The organism is Streptococcus parasanguinis (assembly GCF_001578955.1).
Lineage (GTDB): Bacteria > Bacillota > Bacilli > Lactobacillales > Streptococcaceae > Streptococcus > Streptococcus parasanguinis_U.
Window position 1 is genome coordinate 299,371 of the sequence record NZ_KQ969691.1, and the last position, 6,892, is coordinate 306,262.

The window sequence follows — 6,892 nt, forward strand, 5'->3', positions numbered from 1 at the left end:
TTAACCAGATTCTTTTCATCGTTAGGATACCAATTTTTCGTGGATGTTTTGATAGACAGGGTCAAAAATATCATTGACAAAGAAATGCCATACACCGATCAAGACGAAAAAGAGAAGGGCTGGCATATAGTAGCTAATGACGCCAAGTAGCGCGGTTCCAAGGATGAGCTTCAGAACTGGACGAATGTCCAGCAACATTCCGATCAAACTGAGCTTGATACTATTGGCATAAGAGAGATCGAAATGAACTTGCAATTTCAAATAAACGGCGTAAGCTAGAGGCGCAACCAAGAGGAAAACCAGATTAAACAAGAGAACCAAAATTTGGAAGAAATTCAAGTGAGGAATCTGGATCATGAGATACATGCCATAGAGGAGAACCCCTTCAATCGCAAAGAAGGTGTAAAAGACTTGATTGGCTGGGACCAGATTTTCTTTGAAGAGTTCCCAAGCGCGTGACCAGTGATAGTCTTTGTAAGACATGCCATTTTCTGCATAGAGGCTCATAACTGTGGTGCCGGCTGGTCCTACTCCTAGCAGAACACCCCCACAGATCGTCAAAACCCAAAAAATCCCTGTTACCAGCATAGCAACATAGACTCTCGTAAAAATGAACTCAATGATTTTTCCCATGTTTCAGCCTCTTTTCCAATTAGTCATTCTATTATATCATAAAAATAAAACGCTTTCCTCAAATTTGCATTCTTCTATTGAAATCTCAATTTTCATTTCCAAGATTTGTTTTCATAGAGGAGTGAAAAGGCCTTGGAGACAGCCCCAAAGCCTTTTCGCACTACCTGTTCTTATTTTTTAGAAGCAAGGAATTCGTCGTATTGTTTTTGCATTTCATCAAGTACTTTTTGGTAAGCACCTTCTGATTTCAATTTTTCAAGCATCTTAGGAACTTCTACTTCAGGATCCACAGTACCAGTATTGATCGCACCTGCAAATTGGTTCAAAGTATTTGTAAGAGCAGTGATTTCTGATTTCACTTTATCTGTGTTAAAGATGAAGCCAAGTGCTGGGGATTCTTTTGCAGTTTCCAAATCTTTCTTAGATTGTGCAATTTGTTCATCTGTTACGTTTTCGTTGATGTAAAGAATCCAGTTGTTACCAGTGTTCCATCCAGACATGTGAGTGTTTCCGTTGTAGCCATCCAAGACTTTGACACGGTTTTCTTTGCCGGCAACTTTTTCCCAGTTCTTGCCTTCTGGTCCATAAACAAGGCCGTTCAAAAGTTCTGGATCAGTGTTCAAGAGGTTCAACACTTCCATGGCTTTTTCTTTGTTCTTAGAGTTGTTTGAGATAACAAAGTTAGCTACTTGAGTAGTGTTGTTCTTCTTGTAAAGTTCAGTAAATGGTTTGATTTCGATCTTACGGTTTGCTACACGAGTAAGCAAGCTGTTACCGTAGTCAGCTGGTCCTACTGTTTCTTCACGAACCAACCATGTATCTTGAGAAAGATCATAACCAGTATCGCTAGTTGCTACGTCTTTTGGAATGTATCCTGCTTCGTAGTATTTGTGAAGAGTCTTCAAGTTTTCTACATAACGTGGAATTGTATAACGGTCAACGATCTTAGTGGTGTCACCTTTCAAGTCAACTACGAATGGAAGTCCATCAACAGCCACATAGTCGAAGTCATCTGAAGGTCCACCGTAGCTCTTGTTCATTGCAAATGGAACAACGTTTGGATCTTTTTCTTTGATGGCTTTCAAGACTGGTTCAAGGGAAGCATAGTCTTTCACGTTTGAAACGTCGATACCATATTTTTCAAGAAGTGGTCCGTTGAAGGCAAAGTTTTGAGAAGATGCAACGTTAGCTGCTACTGGAACAGCATAGATCTTGCCGTTTACAGTGTTCCCTTTGATGTAAGCTGGGTCAAGTGCTTTGTAAAGGTCTTTCCCTTCTTTCTTGTACAATTCTGTCAAGTCAGCATAAGCACCTTTTTGAGCGTTGATCACGTAGTTATTAGCAAAGGCGATATCATAGTTTTCACCAGATGAGATGATAACATTCATTTTTTGTGCGTAGTCACCCCAACCAAGGTATTGGATATCCAATTTTGCGCCGACTTTCTTTTCAATAATCTTGTTGGCATTTTTAAGAAGAACATCCAAGTTATCTGGTTTGTCACCGATTTGGTACATCTTGATGATTGGTTTACCATCTTCAGTTGTTGCTGATTTCTTGTTGTTCCCTGTAAGGCTTCCACAAGCAGCAAGAGTAGCTCCAAGAGCGATCACACTAGCAGATGCTAACGCGTATTTTTTCCAATTTTTCATAAGAAAAATCTCCTTTATGTTATTTTCTTTATAGACTAAGTTATGAGTTGAAAATCCTGTTGATTTTCAATGAACGGCTTTATTCTTTCACACCACCGATGGTCAAGCCTTTTACAAAGTAGCGTTGGAAGAATGGATAAAGAATGGCGATTGGCACTGTTGCCACAACCACCATGGCCATACGTCCTGTTTCCCGTGGGATGGATTGTACAGCTCCTGCCAATTGGCCAGATACCCCGACGTTTTTAGCGATGTAATCCATATTGTTTTGGATTTGCATCAAGAGGTATTGCAATGGGTAAAGGTTGTCACTCTTAATATAGAGCAGGGCATTGAACCAGTCGTTCCAGAACCCTAAAGCAGTGAACAAACTGATAGTCGCAATCCCTGGTAGAGACAATGGCAAGCAGATTTGGAAGAAGATCCGTGTTTCACTTGCCCCATCGATCCGAGCGGATTCAAGGATGGCTTCTGGAATGGTCCGTTTAAAGAAGGTCCGCATCAAGATGATGTTAAATGGACTGAGCAACATTGGGATAATCAAAGCCCCGATGGTATCACCTAACTGCAAGAGTTGAGTGGTCACAATGTAGCTTGGAACCAACCCTGCACTAAAGAGCATACTAAGGAGTGAAAATACGGTAAAGAACTTGCGGTATTTAAAGGTACTCCGTGAGATAGCGTAAGCATAAGTTGTGGTGATAAAGACATTACATGCTGTTCCCACAATGGTCACAAACAAGGTAATGAAGAGGGCTTGCAAGATTTTGTCTTTGAACTGTACCAAGAAGAGGTAACCATCAAATCCAAATTTTGCTGGCCAGAATTGGAATCCATGGACTGCCAAACTTTGTTCGTCTGTCAAAGAGATCATGACAACGAAGATGAAGGGAAGCACACAGGTCAAGCCGACCAAGGTCAACAACAAGGTAAAGAAGAAGTTGCTCTTCTTACTGAAAGAATGGATCCCGACATTATCAATTTTTTCTTTTTGAATGGTTGATTTTTTCATACGATCCTCCTTTCTAGAAGAGAGCGGAATTCTTATCAATGCGGCGAGCAAAGATATTTGAGATCAAAACAAGAATTAAACCGACAACCGATTGGTAGAGACCGGCGGCTGCTGTCATCCCGATATCCCCTGACTTGGTCAAACCGTTGTAGACATAAACATCAATAACATTGGTCACGCTATAGAGCGCTCCAGCATTATGCGGGATTTGGTAGAAAAGACCGAAGTCTGCGCGGAAGATATTTCCGACTGCAAGAATGGTCAAGACTGTAATCAAGGAAGACAACTGAGGAATGGTGATGTTGCGAATGCGTTGCCACTTAGACGCACCATCCACGGTCGCTGCTTCATAGAAGGTTGGATCGATTCCCATGATGGTTGCATAGTACATGACACTGCTATAACCAAAGCCTTTCCAGATTCCTAAGAAGAGGAGAAGCGCTGGCCAGATCCACAATTCTGAATAGAAATTGATGGCCTTCATGCCAAATGAAGTTAAGATGTGGTTGACCAATCCTTTGTCCACGTTAAGGAAGGCATCGGTGAAGAAGCTGATGATAACCCATGATAGGAAGTATGGGAAGAGCATGGAGGTTTGAAGCACCTTGACCACTCTTTTTGATCTCAACTCACTAAAGATGATGGCGATCCCAACGGAAACAATCAATCCTAAGAAGATGAATCCTAAGTTGTACAATACCGTGTTTCTTGTAATAATGTAGGCATCTTTGGAACTAAAGAGGAATTTGAAGTTGTCAAAGCCAACCCACTTACTCTTCATGACACTGTCAATGAAGCCCTCTCCCGTAATATGATAGTCCTTAAATGCTACAATATTCCCAAAAACCGGAATATAGAAGAATAAGATTAACCACGCTGCACCAGGTAAGACCATTAAAAGAAAAATGAAATTTTCTCTCAGAGTCCTTACAAACTTTTTCATTTAACTCCCCCCTTTGAGCCTTGAGCGTGTTTATTTACTTTGGTAGCGTTTACATCACCTATTATAAGATAGCCCATTTATATTTTCAAACTCCTAATTATAGAAAAAATTCTACAAATTTATGACATAGCTTTAAAAAAAGGAGTAGAAAAGGGTGATCGTAAAGACAGCTCCTCTTCTACTCCTATCCCACCGTGGATGAGATACCTGTCATCCAACTTGGCATTTTTTACGTTGTATAAATGGTTGAGGCCGTCGCAATGGTGTGCCATTGATTAGCTGTTGTGGCTGCGAAGTCCTGATCCCCGTAGAAATCGTTGAATGGCAAGATCTCTACTTCTAGTTCATCGATACGAGAGATTTCGCCTGCTAGGTAGTTTTCAATACGGATTTCTGCGCGCTTGATGCGTTGCAAGAGTCCACCCATACGGATGTCTACAGTATCCAAGCCAAAGACCTTGTTTTCTTTCAACCATTGGTGGCTAAAGAGAGCATGGAAGGTTTCAATCTCGCTTCTAAGTTTTGGCAATTCTTCCTGAGCGATTTGTTGCAAGCTCTCTTTATCACCTGCTTGATAGGCCTCACGGATGCGTCGTCCTACATCGACCTTGCTACTTAAAATAGCATTCAACTGAGCCTGAGTTTCGAAAAGATAGGCATAGACACCCGCTTTTTCTTTAATGTCAGAAAGTGTCTCAGCTGCCTTGGCAAAGTGAGGCTTATCCTGTCCAGGTGTCATGTGCTTGTCAAGAATTGGGCAGAGAACATCCTGATAAAAAACATAGCGGTTGGGGTTAATCCCACTGAGATTAGCTGGTAGGTCTGGCAAGAGATTGGCCAGATCCAGCTGCATAAAGTCCCCAACTGAGAGGCCTGTATTGCCCTTAAAGTGAGCAGACAGACGCTCTAAATCATTGCGGTAGCTGAGCTCCGCCCAGATTTGTAAGCTAGGCAGGATCGAGAACTGGGCCGTTTCACCACCGTTGTCCCCCCAACCTGTCACGATGACTTCCTTGATCTGGTTGGCACGGCAGGCTTTGTTGGCTTCAAGAGCGATAAGGCGACTGAAATGGTTATGGGGCGTGAAGCCAATCCACTTCCAAGCCCCACCTGCAAAAGCGATATCCTGACTGATCTTGTGGTGATTACGGAAGTTTCGGTTGTATTTTTCTTCGCTATCCTGATAATAATCCCAGTAAACCAAGGTGACACGGTCTTTGAGACGGTCTAGATAAACTCGCGTTTCCTCTGGAATTTCGACATCACGGTCGTACTGACCATCTGCTGACATGAGTTTGAAGAACATATCGCTCCACATCTGGCAGTGGAAACCATACTTGTCTGCAATATCCAGCACGCGCTCCAAGTGTTGGCACATAAGGAGACTACGGTCCACAATACCGTTCAAGATGAGGTAGCGTCCCAAACCAACCAGGTGAGCTTCGTCCATCCCAATATTGACCTTGCGAGTTTGTAGCTTAGACAACGTCGCAAACATGCCATCAATCAGGTCGTAGACTTTTTCTTCACCGATGAGGAGGATATCTTCTACATCGCGGAGTTGCTGCACTTCCTTGACACCCCATTTGACAAAGGCTGATAAGTGAGCTAAGGTCTGGATGCATGGGACAAAGGTCATGTCAAACTGCTGGGCGTAGGCTTCAATTTCCTGTAACTCTTCAGCAGCATAAGCTCCACGGAAATAACCAAAGTAAGGTTGCCCTTCAATCTGATAGGTGTCTTCCATGTAGAGCTCAAAAGTTGAATAACCCATGAGAGCTAAGACCTCAATCATCTGCTTGGCAGATGCGACATTGAGCACGGCATTGCGCGAACAGTCGGCCATATAGGCCAAATCTTCATAAGCTGCCTGCTCCTCAATCTCTACCTTATCCCCTTCTGCTAAAGCTGTTGCGAGGACAGACAAGGCACGGTAGAGTTGATGAGGTTTACGGTAGGTCAGTTGATACTGCCCCTTCTCACCCTTGATAGAAATAGAAGCATGGTCAGACTGAGCGACTACCACTTCTACATCTGGTAGAGAAATGTGATTTTGGAGCAACTCTAAAGCTTGCGCTTGTTTACTGCTGATTCCGGTAAAAGTTACCATTGGTTTTCCTCCTGTAACCAGTTGACAAGGGCACCGTAGAGATTAGCATCTGCCTGATAGGTGCAAGCTTGAATCACTGGAGCAATTGTATATTCTTCATATCTGTCCACAAAAGTATCTACTGCTTTTTGAACCCCTTTGATAAAATCTGGATTCTGACTGATAGAGCCACCCAGGCTAATGACATCTGGGTCGATGAGATACTGGATATTGAGCAGTCCTTGGGCTAGGTTGCGATTCATGCGCTCAATGGCTTCTTGGCAAAGGGCATTTCCTGCCACAGCCTCTTGATACACCTTGCGGCCATCCCAGTCAGACTGACCAGATTTTTCAATGACATAGCGAACCATGTTTCCTGTAGAAGCGAGTTGTGACCAGTTATTGAGCTTTTCTGCAGGTTCGATGGTTGTCATGTAGCCAAACTCACCACCCAAGCCATGACGACCACGGTGAAGCTTGCCATTGATGATCATGGCGCCACCGATCCCTGTACCAATCACGACACAGGCTGCATTTTCAATCTCAGGATGCGCCAGCAGTTC

The 6,892-nt window shown here is 43.1% G+C and carries 6 protein-coding genes; all 6 read right to left on the reverse strand.

Annotation, left to right across the window (positions count from 1 at the left end):
* Positions 1 to 21 precede the first annotated feature (21 nt).
* Positions 22 to 633, reverse strand: a complete 612-nt coding sequence (locus SPADD19_RS08215; protein WP_003019096.1) for a YesL family protein — start codon at positions 631 to 633, stop codon at positions 22 to 24.
* 170 nt (positions 634 to 803) lie between these two features.
* Positions 804 to 2,285, reverse strand: coding sequence for an ABC transporter substrate-binding protein (locus SPADD19_RS08220; protein WP_003019093.1), 1,482 nt, complete (start codon positions 2,283 to 2,285; stop codon positions 804 to 806).
* A gap of 79 nt (positions 2,286 to 2,364) precedes the next feature.
* Positions 2,365 to 3,297 carry a carbohydrate ABC transporter permease gene (locus SPADD19_RS08225; RefSeq protein ID WP_003004100.1) on the reverse strand — a complete coding sequence of 311 codons (933 nt, stop codon included), beginning with the start codon at positions 3,295 to 3,297 and terminating at the stop codon, positions 2,365 to 2,367.
* A gap of 13 nt (positions 3,298 to 3,310) precedes the next feature.
* Positions 3,311 to 4,240 (reverse strand): ABC transporter permease, encoded by a 930-nt coding sequence (locus SPADD19_RS08230; RefSeq protein ID WP_061455756.1) that lies wholly within the window; start codon positions 4,238 to 4,240, stop codon positions 3,311 to 3,313.
* A 229-nt stretch (positions 4,241 to 4,469) separates the two neighbouring features.
* Positions 4,470 to 6,350 carry a beta-N-acetylhexosaminidase gene (locus SPADD19_RS08235; RefSeq protein ID WP_061455757.1) on the reverse strand — a complete coding sequence of 627 codons (1,881 nt, stop codon included), beginning with the start codon at positions 6,348 to 6,350 and terminating at the stop codon, positions 4,470 to 4,472.
* The coding region (locus tag SPADD19_RS12865; RefSeq protein WP_241496548.1) for an ROK family protein at positions 6,344 to 6,892 on the reverse strand (549 nt) is incomplete at its 5' end. The genes SPADD19_RS08235 and SPADD19_RS12865, both read right to left, overlap by 7 nt.